Genomic DNA, 19,822 nt, shown 5'->3' on the forward strand with positions numbered 1-19,822 from the left:
ATCCATTGCGAGGAATATTTCCGGTGGGTATACACCGTCATTACACGGGCCAAGTCGAATTTGTATATGATTTATCCCCCTCAAAACCACACCAACGAAAGCGGCTCTCACGATTCTGTCGATGTACAGGAGTTATATATGGGCATTGCGAATAAACTTCAACAGTATAATCTAGTCATTGAGTATGTGGCTTTTCATCAATACCAATTCATATTATATGTGCAAACGCATTATGGAGAGCAACGAGTGGCGGTGCATTACAATAGCAAAAAGGAAATCACGTCAGTCCAATTGCTGGATGGTATTCGGAACATTGATGATCAGCTTATTTTGACGATCTTGGCTTCATTTAAGAATGACGGCAATTCAATTGTGAACTACGGGAATGCGTTTGCGGCAGTATCCCATCCTGCAATGATTGGGATTCCGCAGCAGGATCAGGTTTCTTTCAAGCAAGCAGTCGTGGAAGCAGTTTTACCAATGTTGAACGAATCTGTTGCATTGTATCGTATGATGAGTGTAACCTAACATCAGCATGTGATTAAAATCAGCGGACTTGTTCAAGGCAGCGAATTGGTGTTAAATGTTTATTTTAATAGGCAAAAGACCATTACCAAGCTGCACGTCGAGAAGGGGAAATCCTTGATTCCTGATCAAACGCTTGAACAGCTGCTGCATGTGCTGAAAAAGATGAAACCGCGCTAAAATCCTTATCTCCCGAGCTCCGATCATTCGTCTTTACGGGAACATCCTCTTTAGTGAAGGGTGTTCTTGTTTTAATTGTCAACAGCTATTAACCTAGTAATAAAGGAAAAAGCTATATTCAAAATAACGAATTATTTAAAAATAAAAGAATATCTCTTTATTCTTTCATACAAGTATGTGGAGGGAGTTATTGCCAACTGATAAAGGAGGAGTGACGTTTGAGGATTGAGTTCATTGTACATGACATTCCGCCAAAGAAACATGGTGAAAAGTCGATGTGGGATCATCCAACAGAAGTTCCTCGCCTCATTTTACTTCGTAAGCAGGCTTTTCAAGCAATGAAAGAAATGGGACTCAGAGACTGTTTACGCTCATTGATTACCTTGGAATTAACATTATATGTCCCAAGATCAAATCTTGAAAGTATTGGTGATCTGGATAATTTTATAACCGGTGTGTGTGACGGTTTACAGGCAGCGCATTCCAATATTAAAAAGTTTCACGAAGCTTTTTCAAGATATGCTGATATTCATCCTACTCGTACACTACTTATCGAAAACGATAGTAGAATCGTTTCGATCCAGGCAAAGAAAGAGATCAACCCTGAAGATGATGGGGTTTTCTATAAGATTGCTGTTCAAAGTCGCGATTGATAACTTGATCATCTATCTTTATTGGACGAATATATCCCCTTCGTATAGTGCCAATCAAATGGGAAAGGAGTTTTAAAGATGAAAGATTATGAGGTAATTGTAGGCGTTGCAGGCGAAGGTGGGGGAATCTCGTTGTTAGGGATTCAAACTCCGGACGGTTGGAAGTATTGCAGGGAATCCAATGAATCAACACGATTTGATGATTTATTCGATGAGGGGTATGCGTCTACCAACCCATTACGGAATCGCTCTGAGATTGTAAATACCTGGGAAGAAGCACTGAAACTGTTAGACCGATACCCTTGGGCACAGCTTCACCCTCTCAAGGTGCATCCCGAGTTTCAATGGAAAGTTTGGTCAGAGGTTCTTCGGCGTACTCGTGATTTCGCTCGTAACAATCGTTTGCAGGAATGGTTTGATGTATGCTTCCCGGAAGATTCTGATTTGGCTCGATTCTCTCTTTGGTTAAGGCAATCAAAATTTACAGTGGTTCTCACGGGAGCCGGAATGTCCACCGAAAGTGGGATTCCAGACTTTCGATCAAAGGACGGGTGGTGGAGGCAAATAGATCCTCAAAAAGTAGCCACTGTCAATGCATTGGAGAATCACTACGACCTGTTTCATCAATTTTATCAGTTTCGGATCAGGGGACTCGAAAAATGTCAGCCACACAGAGGACATTACATACTGGCGGAATGGGAAGAGAATGGGCTTATTCATTCAATTGCGACGCAAAATGTGGACGGCTTTCATCAACAGGCTGGGAGCAAACAAGTGTATGAATTGCACGGATCGATTCGGAAGATCCGGTGTCAAAATTGCGAGTTGCCGGCCGATGCAGATGCATTTTTAGAAGGAAAAGGTTGTAACACATGCGGTGGAAAGTTAAGGCCTGACGTTGTATTGTTCGGGGAAATGTTACCCCAATATACTTGGAACAATGCTTTGCATGCAATTCAAAAGGCGGATCTAGTTGTGGTCATCGGAACAAGTCTTCAAGTTTACCCGGTTAATCAACTTCCGGCTATATCGAAAGGAAAAACAGTCCTTATCAATGCCGAATCAACCGATCAGGATCAGATGTTTGATCTTGTCGTTCGAGGGAAAGCAGGGGAAATCCTGCAACAAGTAAATGAGATCTTGTTCTAACCTGGGACAATTCAGAGAAAAAATTTCAGGAACAATATTTAGAATTTTTATGATCTATGGTAATCTGTAATTAACAGAGGAACTTTATTTTTTACCCATAAACGAGACGATGTACCGCTTAGAGGAACAAAAGTAAAGGAGGAGGATCAAATGCAAAATCAAGAAGTACCAATTGTGGTACATAAAGAACTGGTATCAAAAGGGCAACAGGCCAAAACTCTGTTGGGATCAGTTTTGGGCTATGCGGCAGACGGTCTTGACATGTTGTTGTTATCATTCGTTCTTGTATTTGTTATCAAAGAGTTCGGTTTGACTCCTGCGCAAGCCGGCAATCTTACATTGATGACTACGATCGGAACGTTGATCGGTTCCTACCTGTTTGGATTCCTTGCGGACATTTACGGTCGTATCCGTATCTTCTCTTTGACAATTCTTCTCTATTCTGTAGCTACCGCATCCATGTACTTTGCGGCAAGTTATACAGAATTAGAAATTTTACGCTTCTTGGTTGGTATGGGAGTAGGCGGTGAGTTTGGTATCGGTATGGCGGTTGTTACTGAATCATGGCCGCCAAAGTTGCGCGCAAGAGCTACTTCGTTGGTGGCAGTAGGTTGGCAGTTGGGAGTTCTTTCGGCTTCTCTGCTCGCTGCTGCGGTCGTTCCTACATTCGGTTGGCGGGCCGTGTTCCTGTTTGGTCTGATTCCGGCCCTGTTGGCTGCGTACGTACGTTTTGGTCTGAAAGAACCGGAAATCTGGAAGAGCCGCAACGAACGCAAAAAGATGCTGCGCGCCAAGGCTCAGGCAGGTACGATTTCGGCTGAAGAACTGGCTGAGTATGACAAATTGGCTGGCTTTCCACTTTCCAAATTGTTTTCCAATAAGAAACTTACGATTACTACCATCGGACTGACCATCATGTGCTTTATCCAGAATTTCGGATACTACGGGATTTTCACCTGGATGCCCACCGTCTTATCGCAAAAATATGGATACACTCTGGCTAAGGCAAGTGGATGGCTTTTCATCTCAACAGTCGGCATGCTGGTCGGAATCCTTTTGTTCGGAATACTGGCGGATAAAATCGGACGCAAGAAGACGTTTGCTCTCTATTACATCGGAGGAACGATCTACTGTGTGATTTACTTCTTCGTATTCAAAGACCAGACGGTGCTTCTCTGGGGCAGTGCATTGTTAGGATTTTTCGTAAACGGTATGATGGGCGGATTCGGAGCGATCTTGGCTGAGAACTACGTATCTGAAGCTCGTTCCACTGCAGAGAATTTCATTTTTGGGACCGGTCGGGGACTTGCCGGATTTGGCCCTGCGCTGATCGGTGCGCTCGCAGTCGGCGGCAACATTCTGGGTGCGATGTCACTAATCTTCCTGATTTATCCAATCGGGCTGTTGGTGATGTTGACGTTGGTGCCTGAGACAAAGGGAGTCAAACTGGAATAGGACTGTCGAAGGAGGATTTGACGATGTACGATTTGCGGATTACTAACGGATTGATTGTCACCGGAAAGGAAATCAAAAAAGCCGATGTCTATGTCAAAGAAGGAAAGATAGCGAAAATTACAAATGAGGCATTTGAGGCGGACAAGACATACGATGCCACCGGGCTTTACGTGTTACCTGGTTGTCTGGACGTACACGTTCACTTCCGTGATCCTGGACACACTCATAAGGAGGATTTTCCACACGCAACGCGGGCGGCGGCTGTCGGTGGGGTTACAACTGTATTCGATATGCCGAATACCAATCCGCCAACCTTGAACGCGGAAAAGTTTAGCGAAAAAGCGGAAATACTCAAGTCCCGCGCTTATGTTGATTATGCACTTTGGGGGCTTTGCCTGGGACGGGTAAATCGAGAGAATCTGCAAGGACTGGTGGATGCCGGTGCCATCGCATTGAAATTCTTCTGGGGATACGCTTTCGACAAGAAAAGCTTCCAGCTTGTCTACAACTACAAGCCGGGCATGCCTGACATAATCCCTCCACTGAACGACGGAGAAGTATATGAACTATTTGAGGATGTTGCCCGTACCGGATCACTACTAGCGATTCATGCGGAAAACCACTCGCTGATTCAGGCGATGACCGAGCGTGTGGCGAAGAGTGGTCGGCGCGATTATGAAGCATTGTTGGAGGCACGCTCCAACCTAGCGGAAGAACTGACGATTCAAACCGCAATCTCATTCAGTAAAGCAACCGGCGCCAAACTGCATATTTTGCATATGTCCACTGCTGAAGGTGTCGAATTGGTGCGGGATGCCCAGAAGAAGGGAATCCCGGTAACCGCCGAAACTTGTCCGCATTTCCTGTTCTTGGATGCGGATGATTATGAGCGGGTTGGTCCGGCAATGAAAGTGTATCCGCCGGTGAAACGCAAACGTGACAGGGAAGCATTATGGTCCGGTCTTCTCGATGGAACGATCTCGCTTGTCTGTTCCGACCATGCGCCTCATACCTTGGAAGAGAAGAACGGAGACCTGTTCTCGATTCCGGCAGGCATGTGCGGTGTGGAAACGATGCTCCCGCTGATGTTGAATGAAGTGAACCGCGGCACAATCACGCTTCCGTTTGTTGTGCAAAAATTGTCCGAGAATCCGGCGAAACTGTTTAACATTTATCCGAAAAAAGGGGCACTCGAACCAGGCGCCGACGCGGATATTGTGCTGGTGAACATGTCAATGAAGAAAGAGATCCGAAATGAGAATCTGCACAGCAAACAGCCGCTGACCGCATTTCACGGCACGCTCATAAAGGGCTGGCCGGTTGCCACCTTCCTGCGCGGGCAACAAATTGTACAGAACGGGCAGGTCATCGGTGAACCGGTTGGAGAATTGATAAAGCCACAGAAATAATCTTCTGAAAATTTCACATTCGTGTACCATGAGGTCGAAATTACTACTTTACAAAAGGTGACTGATCGAAATGGAATGGATGGACAGGTTCACGGCCGTAATGGATTCGGTCAGCGAGGGAGGCATGGATGGCTTGGGAGTAACTGAGATAGCCAGGAAAACCGGCCTCACCAAAGGAACTCTGCACCGGATGTTGAAAAGTATGGTCGAACACAGACTGATTGTTCAGGATCCAAGAACGAGGAAATACCGATTGGGTCCGAAGTCCATGCAATGGGGAAGCAGGTTTCTGGTCGGCCAGGATCCGTCCGGTTTGCTCTCGGACTATTGTGACCTACTTGCCGAAAGAACTGACCTTTACACCTACTTATGCCGGTTTGATTCGGGTGAAGTTTATTGTATTTACACCCGGCAGCCTTCCACAAGTCGGAACAAGTACTTCGTCCATGTCGGACAAAGAATGCCCCTGCACTGTTCGGCGGCCGCCAAGGCGATTCTCGCTTTTCAACCGCCCAGTGTCGTGAATGCGCTTCTTTTAAAAGAGAAGCCGGTAAAGTATACCGAATTTACAAAAACGGATATTCAGGGACGCATCACCGAATTAAACGAGGTTTTCAAATCCCGTATCGCTTTCTGTGAAGAAGAATTGGAGGTCGGTGTCACAGCGATGTCGACCCCTATCTTTCATGGAAAAAGAGAAGCGCTCCTCAGTATCAGTCTAATCGGAAGCACTTCTTACATCAACTCGCACCGGGAGCTTCTAATCAATGAACTGCTACAAATCGGGGAAAAGGCCAGTGAACATATTGCAAGTGCCCATTTGCTGACTTCGACGAGAGGAGGGAGAGTATGGGATGGCAGTATGTAAACGGAATTGTAACAGCTAATCATCATATAGACGAAGATGTTTGGCGGATCGAAATTCATTGTCCCGAGATAGCGGGAATGTGTCGCCCCGGACATTTCGTGATGCTCCGTTCTTGGCAAGGAGAGCCTTTTCTGCCGCGGCCGATGGCGATTTTTCACTATACAAATGAATCATTCGACGTAGTGTACAAAGTGAAAGGATTCGGAACCAAAATGTTGGCTGCTGCTGCTCCCGGTCGGGAAATAACAGTCACCGGTCCTCTCGGTTCCGCCGTGGAGCACAGCTATCTTGGAAAAACAATAGCATTGGTAGGCAGAGGGGTGGGAATTACGCCTTTGTTGCCGGTGGCGAAAGCTGCATCGGAGGAAGGTGGCTCGGTAATCAGCCTGCTGTCTGCCCGAACTGAAAAATTACTCGTTGGCAAGGAAGACTTTGAACTCCTGGGAGAGGTGCATACACAAACAGATGAACAGCAGCATTCCCGGGTAACGGACAAATTGGAAAGGTTGCTTAATATGGGACGGCACCTGGATGCTGTATATGTTTCGGGATCTAAACGGCTTCTCAGTCATTGTGAAGAACTTGGAGCTCGGTTCGGGTTTCAAGTCTATGTTTTTTTGGAAGAACGGATGGCTTGCGGTATCGGCTACTGTAAAGGATGTGCGATCGAAATGCGGCAGGGATCGCGCAAGTATTCGCTTTGTTGCATCCAGGGGCCGTTGTATCGCGCGGAAAGTGTGGTGGTCATATGAGTGCAGATTTGCGTTGCCAATTAGGACGATTGTCGCTTAAAAATCCCGTTATGCCTGCTTCCGGCTGCTTCGACTGGTACCCGGAACACGATGGTCCGTTTCATCCGGATGAATTGGGAGCGGTGGTCTTAAAAAGCACGACTCTGCAGCCGCGGGACGGAAACATTCCGATCAGACTCGCCGAAACGCCAAGCGGGATGTTAAACGCGATCGGGATTCCTTCCTATGGATTAGAAGGTTTTCGAACGATACTAAGGGAAAAATGGTCCCGCTTAAAGACACCGGTTATCGCAAGCATTTCCGCTTTTACACCCGAGGAATACGCAATCTTGGCCCGTGAACTCGGGAAGGAACCCACAGTCGCCGCACTCGAAATCAATCTGTCGTGTCCGAATCTGGAACATGGAGTGATTCCGGCGCAGGATCCGGTCTTGTTGCGGGAGTGTGTGGAAGCAGTCAGGGAAGCCACTGAGGCAATGATCATTGCTAAACTGTCACCGAATGTGACCGATATCGTCGAAATGGCAAGCATCAGCGAATCGGCCGGAGCGGATGCAATCTGTCTGATCAATAGCATACGCGGAATGGAGATTGACATTTGGAAGAAAAAGCCGATTCTTGGCAGGGGAACAGGGGGTCTGTCAGGACCTGCGATCAAGCCGATCGCGCTGGCGATGGTGTATGAAGTTTGCGGGGCCGTGAAAGTACCCGTAATCGGAGTAGGGGGGATATCCCGTGCGGAGGATGCGATCGCGTTTTTACTTGCCGGAGCCTCGGCCGTACAGGTCGGAACCATTTCGTTTCGTGACCCATTGGCCATGCGAAAGATTATTACAGGTATCCGGGAGTATTTGGACAGTGAAGGATACACAAGTGTGACAGATATCATTGGCCTGGCAAGAACAGACACGTAAATGGGAACCCATTGTCTCTTTTCATGAAAATAAAGCAATCGTTCGGGGGGAAATATGAGCAGCAACATATCAGTCATTGCAACCGGAGATTCGTTTATCACACAAAGACTTCCCCGCGCGGAAACAGATTTGGTGGGGATCCGGTTGCTATTTCAAAAAGCGGATGTCCGGTTCACCAATTTGGAAGTTACGATTCATGATTTTGACGCTTATCCTGCGGCGTCAAGCGGTGGTACATGGGCGGCGGCGCGACCGGCGGTACTGTCCGATCTCGAATGGTTAGGATTTAACATGTAGGCTTGGGCGAACAATCATACGTTGGACTGGTCCCATAACGGACTTATGGTAACCCTCGAACATCTTGATAAAGGTGGATGGGTGCATGCAGGCGTCGGGAGGAATCTGGCTGAAGCGAATCAACCGATTTCTCTCGGATTTCATTTGCCGCGATCCCGGCGTGGACGTCCGGCACTTGCCTCACGGACACATGCAAAAAGGATTTTAAACGATCTCCAAGAACTGTCGGAACCTTTTGGCACCTCAATTCGAGTGGAGAACGGAATGGGCGTCATTGACAGGAGGTGAACATCATGATTCGATCTGAGCGTTTATACCGGGATTTACAGGCGGTAAACGAATTCGGTAAGACGGAAGGCGGTTGGAACCGTTTGGCCTATACGGTATCGGAACGTAATGCCGTCCGGTATTTTTTAAAACTTTGCAAGGAGCTAGGGTTGGAAACGCGCTTCGACTCGATAGGAAACGCCTACGCCCGTTGGAATGGGGAAAACCAGAACGGTCCGGTAGTTCTTTGCGGTTCCCATCTGGATACTGTACGAAACGGCGGACAGTTCGACGGAGCGCTCGGTGTTTTTGCGGCTTTGGAAGCCGTTCGAACGATGAAGGAAAAAGGGATCGTTCCGTACTATCCGCTTGAAATCGTGGCATTTGCCTGCGAAGAATCATCACGTTTTGGTATGTCGACAATCGGGAGCAAAGCGGTTGCCGGACTGCTTGAAGAGCAAAAGGTACGACAACTGACGGATCGCGACGGGTTTAGTTTTGAACAGGCTATCCAGCCCTTCGGGTATTCACTTGATAATTTTCGGAGTCTGATTCGTACCGATTTATTGGCGTTTGTGGAATTGCATATTGAACAAGGACCGATCCTCGAGGCGACCGGAGACAAAATCGGTATCGTAACGGCGATCGCTGCCCCTACACGACTGAAAGTGACCATTCGCGGCACTGCCTCCCATTCTGGAGCCACAGCGATGTCCTACCGGCGTGATGCGCTTCCGGCGGCGGCTGAGTTTATTCTCGCTGCGGAACAATGCGGACGATCAGAGGAATCTCATGGAACGGTTGTGACCGTTGGCGTGTGTGAGGTATTTCCAGGCGCCATGAATGTGGTACCGGGGGAAGTGCGGATGCAGGTGGATATCCGAAGCGTAAACTCTGGCAGCAAACAGCGAGTGGTTCAGGCGTTGAAAGACAGATTGAAGACGATTTGCCAATCGCGAACACTCGAATGGGAATGGACGTTGATTTCCGATGAGTCACCTGTCTTTATGAGCGATGAACTGAAACTGATGATTGAAGAGATTTGTGCTGCCCGTCAAATTCCCTACCGGCTCATGCCAAGCGGTGCTGGACATGATGCGATGAATCTTGTGCATTGCTGTCCTTCCGCGCTCATGTTCGTCCCTTCTGTATCCGGAATCAGCCATAACCCAGCGGAATATACCAGTCCGGAAGACATCGCCATCGGAGCAGGCGTGCTATATGATGTGCTTGCAATGTTGGTGAGCCAACAGTCTGTTAAATTGGAAAATAAGAACAGGAGAGCTTAAGAATAATATACTGACGGACTTGGGGTCAAGAAATATCTATAACAAGTTGTCGTTCTTCATAGGATGGTTTACAGTGACTAACGCTGTGAATCCGTCTTTTTTGGTGTTTACATCCAAATAATATTATTAATTAATCAAATATTTAAAATATAAGGGTGAAATGGTGGATCTAGAAAATCTTAAGTTCCGAATAGAGCAGTTACGTCTTTATATGGTTAAGGTGGCTATGGAAAAAGGAAACTTTAGTGATCCTGCTGTAGTGGAAATCAGTCAACAACTTGATGAGTTAATTATTCAATATCAGAGGGCATCCGGAATGATCCGCACGGAGTTGCCGAGCTTTTGCAATTGCCGCGTTTGACAATACAGGTTATGGGAATCTGTCTCGTCTATCCTGAGAAAGATCCCTGGCAAAAGCCCCGGTTGCAGAAGTCGAATGTATGCTAATTCATTGAGGAATTGAAACTCAGGATTCCGCATGAGATACCAAGCAGGCAAAGCACCGCATATGATATGGAAGTCAAAGATGGAGGGGAGTGTGCATGCCATACGCTTGGGGAGTTGATTCTGCTTCACCAGCTGATGAACAATTGTACCAATGTGTTATCAGACAATTCGGAAAACCGCGCTTCTGGGGGAGGTATCTCTCCACGGTTCCACGCGCGTCATCCGGTCTCACCACGCAGGAAATTTCCTTCCTTCACAGCCACGGAATCAAAATCCTGCCGATTTATAACCGCTTCCGCCATGCGGTAGGCTACAAAAACGGCGCCACTGAAGCCAGACATGCGGCCAGCTACGCTAATAGGCTGGGGATTCAGCGAGGGACCTTTCTCTTCGCCAACATCGAGCATTTTTTTCGCGTGAATGAAGCATGGATTCGCGGCTGGGTTCAAGCGATACGCAATTCCGGTTACAGGTCCGGTTTTTATCACGACCCGGTACGTGGGCCGTTCCGTTTCGCATTTTGCCAGGCGGCGAGAGACAGCCGCATCCGCAGCGAAACGGTGCTTTGGAGCGCCCAACCGGAAAAACATGTGACAAGCGCCCAATCCGCCCCAGGATTTGCCCCTCACACCCTACACTGCGGAGGAAATGTATGGGTGTGGCAATACGGGAGGGATTCTAAAACCTGTCCGATCGATACGAACATCATGGATGAAAGATTGATCGCCCATCTCTTTTAGTTCCCGTGTCCAAACAAAATCCCGATTTCCCAAGCTGACAGCGTGGGTTCGATTCCCTTCACCCGCTCCAAAGAGGAAGACCATCTAGTATAGCTAGGTGGTCTTTTTTGTTGTTTAGGTAGCCATACCGTAAACATATGATAGAAAATTATTTAGAGCTTGCTGAATAATAAAAAAAATCCAGTATTCACAAGAATTTTCGAACGTTTATCACGAATTCATGTGCATGGATTTTGTAGGATTCCCTCGAAAATCCTTGCACTTGGAGTGTGTGAATGTGTATAAAATGATCGAAAATCAGCTCATCTTACCCGATGATTTCTTTCTGCCCTTTGGCGGCAAATTGAATAAAAACAACCGATGGGTGAAATTAGTGAATCTCATTCCATGGTGGAAAGAATGGTGGCTGATCTTCAGAAACAAAGCAGCCTAGCACTCTTAAGCAAGCAACAGTACAAGCAGCTCTTGGTTATCCACGAACTATACCGGCAACAAAGAGAGATGTACACGAAACGCTCCCACCGCATTGAGGATCGGATCGTCAGCATCTCACAGCCCCATGTGCGTCCCATTATGCGAGGTAAACTCAAAGCCAACGTCGAATTTGGTGCCAAAGTCGCCATTAGCTTGGTAGATGGCTACGCCCTGATGGAAAAGCTGCAATGGGACAACTTCAACGAAGGCATCACGTTGCAAGAATCAGTGGAAGCTTATCACACGGTTCGGCTACTATCCGGAAGCGGTATTGGCGGACAAGATTTACCGTAACCGTGACAATCTTCACCATTACAAAGAACGGGGCATCCGTCTGAGTGGCCCACAGCTTGGCCGTCCATCGAGAAACGAACAGACGCAGCAGAAGCGATTGGAGCGAAGGGATGCATCGGAACGCAATGCAATTGAAGGAAAATTTGGTGAAGGCAAGCGCGGGTATGGGCTCGGGCTTATTAAGGCGCGCCTTCAACAGACCAGCGAAACCGTTATTGCCTTACAACTTCTCGTCATGAACCTGGAGCGGCAATTACGGGTTCTCTTTTTCACGTTTTTCAAATACTACTTTCCAACCTTTAGTATGGGTTCTGTTATTGGATAACGAATCGTTCAGCAAACCCTATTTTAGCTGAAAAAGAGTGTCAGCATTTTTATCGAGTATCACTTGTATTTTACTTGAAAGTTATATAACCAAATAGTAAAATAATATACATGAAAAACCATAGTATTTTCGAGGTATTGATGGAACCGAACCGGCGACGTATCTTGGATCTCCTAAGAGTTCGAGATCGTACTGTTGGAGAAATTGCCGAACATTTCTCTTTGAGTCAGCCCGCGATTTCCAAGCATCTTCGGATTCTCCGCGAAGCCGGACTCGTTGAGGTTCACAAACACGCGCAGCAACACCGCTACCATTTACGGGCTGAGCCTTTGGCTGAAGTAGATAACTGGCTGAAGCCATATCGGCAATTTTGGTCGGAGAAACTGGATGCCCTTGAGAAGCATCTGGACGAGGAGGAGTAGTCATTGCTAGCTGTAGTACAAAAAGTGGAGAATGGTTATATCGCTCGCTGTACCCACATCATCATAGCCGCAAAACTGTGTTCACCTAACGACTGAATCAAAGCGATGTCCTGATGTCCCGCTGTAAATGAAACAGGATGTTGCTCAGCCTGTTGTGCTAGCGGGCAGGTTAGATGAAAGAAGGGAGTTCAGCATGAGAGTATGTTATTACAGGTGAAAATAGTGGCAGTTAAGGTGAAAGTAATGAAAAGGGTGAAGGATGAAGGAAATGAGTGATATGTCTTATTGAAACGATCATCTTCTCGTAAAGTTAAAACCACCATTGTATTGTGTGTGGTAATGTTAATGCTTGGTTCTGTTTTATTTCTTTCAATTTGGGGAATGATAGACTTAATTTATAGAAGAATTGGAAATTAAAAATCAAATTTCAACGTTTTGATTCCACCTCAATTGAAAGAGTCAGGTATGAAGATACGGAGCATTATCAAATGACAAAAGGATTTCTAAATCATACAGAGCGGTATTTAGAGGAATTGTTTCGTGATGACGAGAGGTGACAATCCTATTCTACCATCGGGAATCGGGTATTGAGGAGCGATTGGAGGTTTGGAGGGTGAAGCCCGATTTGATAACATCGTTGTTGCACAATTTGGGCATAAACGATACAAAGGGTTGCCAAGGGCGACCCTTATTGCGCATAAGGGCAGGATAGTTGAATAGTGATAAGGTGAACCGTATTAAACTTTTTGTGAGTGTCCATTATTACACAAATATCGGACTATAATATTGCAACTACCACTACAAAATGAATATATCACATGTAGGCAGGATGATATGATTTTGAATTAAAACATAATTGTTTTATATATTACTATTGACAATTTTCTATAAAATTTGAATAATAGATGTAAGTCCACAGGTATCGGATTTCCCCCATATCACTTAACAATCTGATAAGTTTTGAAATTTATAACGACTGCCTGCATTCGTCTGATCTTCTTGCCCGGAAGACATTTCGCGAATGATAGCCAGTTAAGCCAACAAGAAGTAAATGTTGGCTTGACTGGCTTTTTATTTCGTCATTCAAGGAGGAAATCTGTGTGGCCGGTGCGTTAGAAGGTGTCAAAATTTTAGATCTTACTAGAGTATTAGCTGGGCCGTTCTGCACAATGATTTTGGGAGATTTGGGGGCTGAGGTGCTCAAAGTGGAAGGAGTATCCTCGAAGGATGATACCCGTGCATGGGGACCGCCATATATAGGGGGAGAAAGTGCCTACTACCTGTGCGCCAATCGGAATAAAAGAGCCATGACCTTAAATTTGAAATCGGATCAAGGAAAAGATATTTTCAAGAAATTGCTTACCAAGTCTGATGTGGTGGTGCAAAACTTTAAGACCGGTACATTAGAAAAGCTGGGGCTTGGGTATGAAGAAATGAGGAAAATCAATCCCCGGATCATTTTAGCTTCGATAACGGGGTTTGGGACCAATGGTCCTTATAAAGATCAACCCGGTTATGATTACATCATTCAGGCCATGGGTGGATTGATGAGCATTACTGGAGACCAAGCGTCCGGGCCGGTAAAAGTAGGGGTTGCCATAGCCGATGTACTGACGGGATTATATACGGTCATTGGGATCTTGGCTTCCCTTCATGAAAGGAATGACTCTGGGGAAGGGCAGCATATTGATATCTCCTTGTTTGACTCCCAAATTTCTGCTTTAGTCAACGTGGCCAGCAACTATCTGATTTCAGGGGATATCCCCAAGCGACTAGGGAATCAGCATCCGAATATTGTTCCGTATCAAGTGTTCTCTACCCTCGATCGAGAAATGGTGGTTGCCGTTGGAAACGACTATCAGTTTGAGAAATTTGTGCAGGTCTTGGGGATGCCGGAACTGGCTTTCAACGAAAAATTCAAAACCAACCCTAATCGTGTGGAAAATCGTGAAGAATTAATTCAAATCCTTAGCGAGAGAATGAAAACCAAATCCGCTCAGGAATGGCAGGAATCGTTGCAAGCCGCCGGAATTCCGAATGGTCCGATTCATGACATGAAAGCGCTTTTTGATGATCCGCAGGTACGGTCGAGGAATATGAGGGTTGAAATCGCCCATCCCACTGCAAAAAGAATCCAATTGGTTGGAAGCCCCTTAAAGTTGTCGAGAACCCCGGTAGAAATGAGGCGGCATCCTCCTCTTTACAGTGAGCATACCGTGGAGATCTTGCTGGAGTTGGGATATTCAAGAGAACAAATCTATGAAATGATCGAAAACCAAGTGATATCGGAGGAGATGTATGATGATGAATTTTGCCCTAACGAATGAGCAAGAAGCAGTTCGCAAGATGGTACGGTCTTTCGTCGACAAGGAGATTATGCCTTATATCCAGGAGTGGGATGAGAAAGGACACTTCGAACGCGGGATTCTTAAACGATTGTCCGAGCTGGAACTCATGGGAGTTTGCATCCCCGAAAAATACGGTGGGAGCGGGATGGATTATAACACGCTAGCGATCGTATGTGATGAATTGGAGCGGGGAGATACCGCGTTCCGTACAGCCGTTTCGGTGCATACGGGATTGAATAGCATGACCCTTTTGCAGTGGGGCAACGAGTTCCAAAAGGAAAAGTATCTGGTACCGCAAGCTCGGGGAGAAAAGATTGGCGCATTCGGATTGACCGAACCGGGAGCGGGTTCGGATGTGGCTTCGATAACCACAACCGCGAGACGGGTGGGGAATGAATATATTTTGAATGGATCCAAAACGTGGATCTCTTTATGTGATGTGGCCGATCATTTTCTGATTTTTGCTTATACGGATAAAGACAAGAAACATCGAGGAATCAGTTGCTTCATTGTGGAACGGACATTCCCCGGTGTCACGACTCGGGCGATTAAGGGCAAATTGGGGATACGAGCAGGCAATACCGGGGAGGTATTCCTTGAAGACGTACGCGTCCCTGCAGAAAATCTCCTTGGAGAAGAAGGAGAAGGATTTAAAATTGCAATGTCTGCTTTGGACAATGGGAGGTTTACTGTGGCAGCTGGGGCCTGCGGCTTGATCCAGGCTTGTCTGGAAGCCAGCCTAAAGTACTGTCACGAAAGGGAAACTTTCGGAAAGAAAATTGGACAACATCAACTGGTTCAGCAGATGATCGCTAAAATGGTCGCAGGTCTGGAATCTTCCCGCCTATTGACCTATCGTGTCGGTTGGTTGAAAAACAACGGACAACGTTGTACGCGCGAAACCTCTTTGGCTAAATGGTTTGCTTGTGATGCGGCCTTCAATGCGGCAGTCGATGCCGTACAGATCCATGGCGCATACGGATATTCCAACGAATACCCGGTGGAGAGGTATATGCGGAATGCGAAAGCTCCGGTTATCTACGAAGGGACAAGGGAAATTCATACCCTCATGCAAGCGGAGTATGCGCTCGGATATCGGATGGATAAACCTTTGCGTCGTACATTGCCCGCGTGGCCGTTTGAAGAATGAGGGGAATGAGGATAAAGCCTAGGAATCAATTCTGAGGGATTCATAGACAAGATGAAGCCAGTTGTATCAGCCATACTTTTGGATGGTATTTCTGGCTTTTTAAAATACAAAACGATTTTACATTATATTTAGAGGAGAGATGCCTATGAAAATGCAAGCGGAAGTACAAACGGAAGTTCAAACGTCAGCAATACGAGAATCCGCATTGAACAAGAGTCAAAAAAATATTTTATGCATTGTGACCCTAGCTTGGATTTTTGATGCCTTTGATTATTTATTGCTCACCTATATTGCTGTAGACATAATGAAAGAATTTAATGTGACAGCAGCTGTGTTCGGAACCGTTACATCCATCACGGTACTTGCGAGACTTATCGGCGGGTCTTTTGTGGGGGTAATTGCTGACAAATGGGGGCGCAGGATTCCGCTCATTACATCCATGATATGGTATGGAATCTTCCAATTTATATCCGGATTTTCGCCAACCTTTACTATTTTGTACGGGTTACGATTTTTGTTTGGTCTTGGCATGGGATCCATGTATTCGGTTGGCGTTCCACTTCTTATGGAAACGGTTCCAAGTAATAAAAGAGGACTTGCTTCAGGATTGGTGGAAATTGGCTTTCCCGCAGGGGGAATCTTAGCAAGTCTTCTTTATGGCAGTATGTATTCAACTGGCGGTTGGCGGGAAATGTTTTATTTTGCAGCGATTCCCCCCATTTTATTAGGGATTTACGCAATGTTTACATTAAAAGAATCCAAGCGGTGGGGTCAAGAGAAATCTCCAACACAATCAATGGAGAAGGTTCCGCTTCTGAATCTATTTATGGGAAAACAGCTTTGGAATACCATTCATTCTATTTTAGTCAATGCAGGGTTTTTGGTTTTATATTACTCTATTTCCGCATGGTACCCTACCTTTCTTAAAGTCGAGCATCACTTCACCGTAGCAATGGTTAGTGTGGTTACGATCCTGCTTAATTTGGCAGCTGTATTGGGGAGTATCCTTTTTGGGTATTGGTCAGATAAGATCGGAAGAAGATGGACTATTACCATATCGGCATTAGGCACCATGATTGGGGCCCCGCTCTTTGTGATGTTAGACAATAATACACTGCTTTATATTGGTGCGATTATCGTTGGATTCTTCGGTCCCGGTGGTGTTTGGAGTATCAATGCGAGCTATACGGCGGAACATTTCCCCTTGCGCATGAGATCCGCCGGGCATGGTTTAACCTATAATGCTGGAAACTTCTTTGGAGGCATGATCACACCTGTCATCATCGGGTTGCTCTCTGCACATTATGGCTTTGGTGCGGTGATGACAACAGGGGTGCTTTGTTCGTCTGCCTTTCTTATTATCATGGCCTGGATTTGGAAAGAAACAAAGGATATGGACATGTCAATTTAATCACTTTTTTCGGGGGAGCAAAGGATGAATTTGCTTCCTTTCTATTTGACAAAACACAGATGGACATGCATGATTTGACCTGCCAACTTCCATCGTTATAGTATATTTTTAGAAGACAAATCGGAGTGATGAAATCATGCCTATAACCAAAACCTACTTTCTTGCTGGACATGCAAGACTGCCTCAAGGAATGGCTGCAAAAAGCGTATTCGATACCCTCACCATCACAGCAGAAATCGATCGAAAATACGGTGTGATCCTTCAAGCTTCCTGTACATTAGCTACAGAACATGGAAGGGATTACATAGGCCATCTATTGAGAGGGATAAGTCTAAGAGACGGGATAGAGGAAGCAATCCAAATGATTCACAGTCATTACCATGGAAGAGCTGCAAATGCCTTAATTGCGGCACTAAAGGATCTATATACACAGTTTGAACTGCTTATTGAAAAAAAGGGTTCAAAATTGGGTTAAAAAAGAAGAATGAAGATCGGAAATTCACTTTTATCATTCTTTTTCGGGCCAAATTCTTCGCAATGTAAACCAGGTTTTTTTCCAGGACGCAAAATTGATAATGCCGTAGGAGGCACTCACCACCTCTAACGGCATCTATTTTAAAACAGACTTGTACAATTAAAAAAATAGTAAGTAGAATCCTAACCGAATCTAGCCAACTTTTTGGTGAGTAGATATTACATATGAGGTCGACCACGTCAAATCAAGTTTGACTAGAATATACCGCTGGATGTTGGAAAAAGAGCTCTTCTGAAGGGGAAGTTAGAGTTTTCAACATTTGATGATTGAGGCGTACCATACTCAAGATCTCATAGGAAACAGCCAAGTGAGTTTCAAACAATTGAATGACCTGATTCATGTCGATCTGATTTCTCTGATTCAACTCGAAATGAGAAGCATCTTCTCGATGCTGTGGGAATTGCGGATATAATGGATAATAGTAATTCCAGTAAAACACTTTGTTTCCTCCCTCACTTTTACAGATATGCTCTTTATCAAATACCTGTTGTGGCACACCTGATTTGAATTTTATTTACCTATAATTTTTTAATTTGAAACATACTCGTCAATAATGTCCAATTTTGCGGGAATTCAGATCCCAATTCCCAGTAGCTTCCTCCCCTTAACTGAAATTCCTTAATCAAGTTGAATTTTGCTTGCATACTGCGTGCATCTTCAAACCATACAACATGGTATTTTCCTGCCTCTCGATAATGAAAATAAGGAGATTGAGAAGTTTGATCGTATTGAATTCTGCCTCCCTTTTCAGCAGCCAATATATAGGCCTGCTGTGTACCGATTCGCTTTGCCCAAGCGCCTCCAGGTACATAAGGAAGTGTCCAATCATATCCATAAAGAGGCATTCCCATCATGATTTTATTTCTCGGCATGACTGAAACGGCATACTCAAGAACTCTCCTAACTTGATTAGGTGGAGCGACTGCCATCGGCGGTCCTCCAGACCACCCATATTCATACGTCATTAAAATAGAAAAATCTACAATTTGACCATGGGCAGCATAATCGTGGGCTTCGTATAACAAACCCTTTTGTGTTGCGCTTCGTTTTGGTGCGAGTGCTGTAACAACGATCAAACCGTTTGGTTTCGCTTTATCTACCAAATTTCGTAAAAACTGATTGTAACTTTCACGGTCTTCCGGATAAATATACTCGAAGTCAATGTTAATTCCACGATATCCTTTCTGGGTAGCAATCGATAACACTTGATTAATGATACGATTTTGTATTTCAAGATTTCGCAGAACCATTCTTCCAACATCCGACTGGAATCTGCCAGCTGAGAAATTTGTTAAGGCAAGAATAGGCATAATTCGATTTCTCTTTGCAACATTCAATGCAATTTCATCTTTTGGAGTGGTAATGCTACCATCTGCTTGAACTTGATAACTAAAAATAGTTAGATATGTTAACCCTTCTGCTACCTGATCCACAATATTGGCATCTTCCTGTGTTCCTTTCGGTTCAATATACGCATTTATTTCGATTACTGGCCGATTTTCCACCGCTTGTTGTGGTATCAATAATGTTTGACCGGGAACCAATCGGTTAGGATTTGGCGGCTGACTTGCAGCAACAATTGCAGAAGGAGTAACTCCGTATGATCGGGCAATTGAAAATAAACTTTCCCCAGGCCGAACGACGTGAATAATCATTCCTTTCTCCTCCTAGCGATACAAGACCTCGATTTCACCATATTCCGGAGAAAGAAAATGGGTGCTTGTCATATATATGGAATAATTTATGGGATTATAAGAAAATTTATAAACTCATGGGAACATCTATTCAGGAAACTAAAGCAGCTTAAAAGTATGTCACTAGCGTTGTTAAAGTAGGGGAGACTTCATAACGTAGGGAACACTTGATGGAGTGTTTTTGCATAAACCAGGGAAAATAGAACGCGGAAACAAAGTACAGT

At 45.4% G+C, this 19,822-nt stretch carries 20 protein-coding genes and 2 pseudogenes; 20 read left to right on the forward strand and 2 right to left on the reverse strand.

Annotation, left to right across the window (positions count from 1 at the left end; all coding sequences use genetic code 11):
• Positions 1-138 precede the first annotated feature (138 nt).
• From DNHGIG_RS18195 to DNHGIG_RS18285, 20 genes and pseudogenes are all read left to right on the forward strand, one after another.
• Positions 139-528, forward strand: a complete 390-nt coding sequence (locus DNHGIG_RS18195; RefSeq protein ID WP_282200933.1) for a hypothetical protein — start codon at positions 139-141, stop codon at positions 526-528.
• Between the two features lie 395 nt (positions 529-923).
• Positions 924-1,358 carry a RusA family crossover junction endodeoxyribonuclease gene (locus DNHGIG_RS18200; protein WP_282200934.1) on the forward strand — a complete coding sequence of 145 codons (435 nt, stop codon included), beginning with the start codon at positions 924-926 and terminating at the stop codon, positions 1,356-1,358.
• Between the two features lie 78 nt (positions 1,359-1,436).
• Positions 1,437-2,507: an NAD-dependent deacylase gene (locus tag DNHGIG_RS18205; protein ID WP_439647754.1), complete on the forward strand. Its 1,071-nt coding sequence runs from the start codon at positions 1,437-1,439 to the stop codon at positions 2,505-2,507.
• A gap of 150 nt (positions 2,508-2,657) precedes the next feature.
• Positions 2,658-3,962: an MFS transporter gene (locus tag DNHGIG_RS18210; RefSeq protein WP_282200935.1), complete on the forward strand. Its 1,305-nt coding sequence runs from the start codon at positions 2,658-2,660 to the stop codon at positions 3,960-3,962.
• 23 nt (positions 3,963-3,985) lie between these two features.
• Positions 3,986-5,371, forward strand: coding sequence for an allantoinase AllB (allB, locus tag DNHGIG_RS18215; RefSeq protein WP_282200936.1), 1,386 nt, complete (start codon positions 3,986-3,988; stop codon positions 5,369-5,371).
• Between the two features lie 70 nt (positions 5,372-5,441).
• Complete coding sequence (locus DNHGIG_RS18220) at positions 5,442-6,239, forward strand: IclR family transcriptional regulator (RefSeq protein ID WP_282200937.1); 798 nt, start codon at positions 5,442-5,444, stop codon at positions 6,237-6,239.
• Complete coding sequence (locus DNHGIG_RS18225) at positions 6,221-6,991, forward strand: iron-sulfur cluster-binding protein (RefSeq protein WP_282200938.1); 771 nt, start codon at positions 6,221-6,223, stop codon at positions 6,989-6,991. The genes DNHGIG_RS18220 and DNHGIG_RS18225 overlap by 19 nt, the downstream gene beginning before the upstream one ends.
• Positions 6,988-7,905: a dihydroorotate dehydrogenase gene (locus DNHGIG_RS18230; protein WP_282200939.1), complete on the forward strand. Its 918-nt coding sequence runs from the start codon at positions 6,988-6,990 to the stop codon at positions 7,903-7,905. Before DNHGIG_RS18225 ends, DNHGIG_RS18230 begins: the two co-directional genes overlap by 4 nt.
• 54 nt (positions 7,906-7,959) lie before the next feature.
• Positions 7,960-8,202 (forward strand): metallophosphoesterase family protein, encoded by a 243-nt coding sequence (locus DNHGIG_RS21125; protein ID WP_369414734.1) that lies wholly within the window; start codon positions 7,960-7,962, stop codon positions 8,200-8,202.
• Between the two features lie 15 nt (positions 8,203-8,217).
• Positions 8,218-8,490: pseudogene (locus tag DNHGIG_RS21130) on the forward strand (CapA family protein); the annotation flags it as partial.
• Positions 8,491-8,495: 5 nt separating this feature from the next.
• Positions 8,496-9,758 (forward strand): M20 family metallo-hydrolase, encoded by a 1,263-nt coding sequence (locus DNHGIG_RS18240; RefSeq protein ID WP_282200940.1) that lies wholly within the window; start codon positions 8,496-8,498, stop codon positions 9,756-9,758.
• A 160-nt stretch (positions 9,759-9,918) separates the two neighbouring features.
• Positions 9,919-10,119, forward strand: coding sequence for an aspartyl-phosphate phosphatase Spo0E family protein (locus DNHGIG_RS18245; RefSeq protein WP_439647755.1), 201 nt, complete (start codon positions 9,919-9,921; stop codon positions 10,117-10,119).
• Positions 10,120-10,300: 181 nt separating this feature from the next.
• Positions 10,301-10,945: a glycoside hydrolase domain-containing protein gene (locus DNHGIG_RS18250; protein WP_282200941.1), complete on the forward strand. Its 645-nt coding sequence runs from the start codon at positions 10,301-10,303 to the stop codon at positions 10,943-10,945.
• Positions 10,946-11,222: 277 nt separating this feature from the next.
• The gene (locus tag DNHGIG_RS18255) at positions 11,223-11,378 is read left to right on the forward strand and encodes a hypothetical protein (protein ID WP_282200942.1); all 156 of its coding nucleotides are present in this window, start codon (positions 11,223-11,225) and stop codon (positions 11,376-11,378) included.
• A pseudogene (locus tag DNHGIG_RS18260) lies at positions 11,357-12,038 on the forward strand (transposase); the annotation flags it as partial. The gene DNHGIG_RS18255 and the pseudogene DNHGIG_RS18260, both read left to right, overlap by 22 nt.
• Positions 12,039-12,148: 110 nt before the next feature.
• Complete coding sequence (locus tag DNHGIG_RS18265; RefSeq protein WP_282200943.1) at positions 12,149-12,460, forward strand: ArsR/SmtB family transcription factor; 312 nt, start codon at positions 12,149-12,151, stop codon at positions 12,458-12,460.
• A 1,100-nt stretch (positions 12,461-13,560) separates the two neighbouring features.
• Positions 13,561-14,787 (forward strand): CaiB/BaiF CoA transferase family protein, encoded by a 1,227-nt coding sequence (locus DNHGIG_RS18270; RefSeq protein ID WP_282200944.1) that lies wholly within the window; start codon positions 13,561-13,563, stop codon positions 14,785-14,787.
• Positions 14,765-15,958 carry an acyl-CoA dehydrogenase family protein gene (locus DNHGIG_RS18275; RefSeq protein WP_282201473.1) on the forward strand — a complete coding sequence of 398 codons (1,194 nt, stop codon included), beginning with the start codon at positions 14,765-14,767 and terminating at the stop codon, positions 15,956-15,958. Before DNHGIG_RS18270 ends, DNHGIG_RS18275 begins: the two co-directional genes overlap by 23 nt.
• 145 nt (positions 15,959-16,103) lie before the next feature.
• Positions 16,104-17,369, forward strand: a complete 1,266-nt coding sequence (locus DNHGIG_RS18280) for an MFS transporter (RefSeq protein WP_282200945.1) — start codon at positions 16,104-16,106, stop codon at positions 17,367-17,369.
• 136 nt (positions 17,370-17,505) lie between these two features.
• On the forward strand, positions 17,506-17,844 hold the full coding sequence (locus tag DNHGIG_RS18285; protein WP_282200946.1) for a DUF3870 domain-containing protein: 339 nt from the start codon (positions 17,506-17,508) through the stop codon (positions 17,842-17,844).
• A gap of 244 nt (positions 17,845-18,088) precedes the next feature.
• Here the strand turns inward: DNHGIG_RS18285 and DNHGIG_RS18290 are convergent, their stop codons facing one another.
• Together DNHGIG_RS18290 and DNHGIG_RS18295 are read right to left on the reverse strand one after the other, a co-directional pair.
• On the reverse strand, positions 18,089-18,343 hold the full coding sequence (locus DNHGIG_RS18290; protein ID WP_282200947.1) for a hypothetical protein: 255 nt from the start codon (positions 18,341-18,343) through the stop codon (positions 18,089-18,091).
• 79 nt (positions 18,344-18,422) lie between these two features.
• On the reverse strand, positions 18,423-19,559 hold the full coding sequence (locus DNHGIG_RS18295) for a glycosyl hydrolase family 18 protein (protein ID WP_282200948.1): 1,137 nt from the start codon (positions 19,557-19,559) through the stop codon (positions 18,423-18,425).
• Between the last annotated feature and the right edge of the window lie 263 nt (positions 19,560-19,822).

This window comes from Collibacillus ludicampi (assembly GCF_023705585.1).
GTDB classification, from domain to species: domain Bacteria; phylum Bacillota; class Bacilli; order Tumebacillales; family BOQE01; genus Collibacillus; species Collibacillus ludicampi.

Excerpts from the sequence above, each read along its gene's own strand:
- DNHGIG_RS18205 (WP_439647754.1), top strand. The coding sequence starts at position 1,437 with ATGAAAGATTATGAGGTAATTGTAGGCGTTGCAGGCGAAGGTGGGGGA.
- DNHGIG_RS18285 (WP_282200946.1), top strand. The coding sequence starts at position 17,506 with ATGCCTATAACCAAAACCTACTTTCTTGCTGGACATGCAAGACTGCCT.
- DNHGIG_RS18225 (WP_282200938.1), top strand. The coding sequence starts at position 6,221 with ATGGGATGGCAGTATGTAAACGGAATTGTAACAGCTAATCATCATATA.
- DNHGIG_RS21125 (WP_369414734.1), top strand. The coding sequence starts at position 7,960 with ATGAGCAGCAACATATCAGTCATTGCAACCGGAGATTCGTTTATCACA.
- DNHGIG_RS18240 (WP_282200940.1), top strand. The coding sequence starts at position 8,496 with ATGATTCGATCTGAGCGTTTATACCGGGATTTACAGGCGGTAAACGAA.
- DNHGIG_RS18265 (WP_282200943.1), top strand. The coding sequence starts at position 12,149 with ATGAAAAACCATAGTATTTTCGAGGTATTGATGGAACCGAACCGGCGA.
- DNHGIG_RS18245 (WP_439647755.1), top strand. The coding sequence starts at position 9,919 with ATGGTGGATCTAGAAAATCTTAAGTTCCGAATAGAGCAGTTACGTCTT.
- DNHGIG_RS18250 (WP_282200941.1), top strand. The coding sequence starts at position 10,301 with ATGCCATACGCTTGGGGAGTTGATTCTGCTTCACCAGCTGATGAACAA.
- DNHGIG_RS18280 (WP_282200945.1), top strand. The coding sequence starts at position 16,104 with ATGAAAATGCAAGCGGAAGTACAAACGGAAGTTCAAACGTCAGCAATA.
- DNHGIG_RS18220 (WP_282200937.1), top strand. The coding sequence starts at position 5,442 with ATGGAATGGATGGACAGGTTCACGGCCGTAATGGATTCGGTCAGCGAG.
- DNHGIG_RS18275 (WP_282201473.1), top strand. The coding sequence starts at position 14,765 with ATGAATTTTGCCCTAACGAATGAGCAAGAAGCAGTTCGCAAGATGGTA.
- allB (WP_282200936.1), top strand. The coding sequence starts at position 3,986 with ATGTACGATTTGCGGATTACTAACGGATTGATTGTCACCGGAAAGGAA.
- DNHGIG_RS18195 (WP_282200933.1), top strand. The coding sequence starts at position 139 with ATGGGCATTGCGAATAAACTTCAACAGTATAATCTAGTCATTGAGTAT.
- DNHGIG_RS18230 (WP_282200939.1), top strand. The coding sequence starts at position 6,988 with ATGAGTGCAGATTTGCGTTGCCAATTAGGACGATTGTCGCTTAAAAAT.
- DNHGIG_RS18295 (WP_282200948.1), bottom strand. The coding sequence starts at position 19,559 with ATGATTATTCACGTCGTTCGGCCTGGGGAAAGTTTATTTTCAATTGCC.
- DNHGIG_RS18210 (WP_282200935.1), top strand. The coding sequence starts at position 2,658 with ATGCAAAATCAAGAAGTACCAATTGTGGTACATAAAGAACTGGTATCA.